Annotated in this window: 1 protein-coding gene; it reads right to left on the bottom strand. The window is 64.3% G+C overall.

Annotated features, from left to right (window positions below; translation table 11 throughout):
• Positions 1 to 90 precede the first annotated feature (90 nt).
• Positions 91 to 1344, bottom strand: coding sequence for a group II intron reverse transcriptase/maturase (ltrA, locus tag ACFOX0_RS34075; protein WP_377553792.1), 1254 nt, complete (start codon positions 1342 to 1344; stop codon positions 91 to 93).
• Positions 1345 to 1522 lie beyond the last annotated feature (178 nt).

Below are 1522 nucleotides of genomic sequence, written 5' to 3'. Positions count from 1 at the left end.
CAGGGTCGGGTAGCCGGAGGGAGTTTCACCCTCCGGCTCCCACAGATCCCGGCGTGACAGTCTCCTGTCACCGGGCTCTTGTCATCCTGCTCACCAGGCGGTCGTGACCCAACGCCAGTGCGTGAAGATCCGGGGATACCCGTGGGTGATCTCCGTGAGCTTGCGGCGGGCGGCGCGGGTCGCGTCGTAGCGTCGGTACTTGTTGCGGATCCAACGCACCAGGTAGGCGTTGATACGCGCCAGGAGGCGATACAGCGCGGACGGGTAGAACCGTCCGTAGTACTGCATCCAGCCTGCGACGATCGGGTTGATCGTGCGGGCGATGTCGCCGAAGGTGTGGTAGATCCAGCGGTGCAGCCGCCATCGGCGGACTTGCGTGCTGATCTTCTTCAGGGCTTGGCTGCTGATCGCGGGTAGGAACGCCAGGAACGTCGCTCCGTGGCGGTCCCGCGCCGGACGCGGCCGGAACGTGTACCCGAGGAACGTGAACGCGGTCCGCTCGAAGCGGTGTGGCCGGTTGGCGTCCCTGCAGTACACGATCTGGGTTTTGCCCGGGTGCAGTGTCAAGCCGACCTGCTGCATCCGCTCGGAGATGTCGGCCAGCACTCGGCGGGCCTCGGTCTCGCTGCGGCAGTGCACCACGGCGTCGTCGGCGTAACGCTCGAACACCACCTGCGGGTGGACCCGGGCCAGCCACATGTCGAACGCGTAGTGCATGAACAGGTTGGCCAGCACCGGTGACACCGCGGAGCCTTGTGGAGTTCCGCGGTCGCGTGCGCTCAGCGTCCCGTCGGGCTGTTGCAGCGGCGCGGCAAGCCACCGCTTGACATACAGCAGCACCCACGGGGCGTCGGTGTGTGCCTTGACTGCTTTGACGACCAGGTCCCACGGCACCGTGTCGAAGAACTTCTGAATGTCCAGATCGATCACCCAGTCGTACTTCCAGCACCGCCGCCGGCATGCTGCGACCGCGTCCAGCGCCGAGCGTCTGGGCCGGTAGCCGTAGCTATCCGGATGGAAGATCGGTTCGACCTTCGCTTCCAGATGCCGGGCAACGACCGTCTGCGCGATCCTGTCCGCGACCGTGGGCACGCCGAGGGTTCGGGTCCCGCCGCCATGCGGTTTCGGTATTTCCACCGCTTTCACCGGAGGTGGGAAGTACGACCCCGACGACATCCGATTCCAGATCTTGTACAGATTGCTGGCAAGATCAGTCTCGAATGTCGCAAGGGTTTCCCCGTCCACCCCAGGTGCTCCCTGATTACCTTTGACTTTCTGGTAAGCCTCCCAGACTTCCCACTTCGAGATACCAAACGGTTTGCCTGTTGATTCCGGTCTCGTCATTACCAGTTCCTCCCCCACCCGACACCGGACGGGGTTGACTTTCGATCAACGTCCACGGATGACCCGGCCCCTTCGCTCCACCCCCATTACAGGCGCTTCAGCACTACTACGGGCCGGTCCGCCAGCGCACCCCGCGACCAGAGCTGAACCCTGTCTCACCAGCACTTATCGTGCTGGA

Source organism: Micromonospora zhanjiangensis (assembly GCF_042650605.1).
Lineage (GTDB): Bacteria > Actinomycetota > Actinomycetes > Mycobacteriales > Micromonosporaceae > Micromonospora_J > Micromonospora_J zhanjiangensis.
This window is presented reverse-complemented; position numbering and strand designations above follow the sequence as displayed.

Coding starts and splice junctions, on each gene's coding strand:
- ltrA (WP_377553792.1), bottom strand. CDS start 1,344: ATGACGAGACCGGAATCAACAGGCAAACCGTTTGGTATCTCGAAGTGG.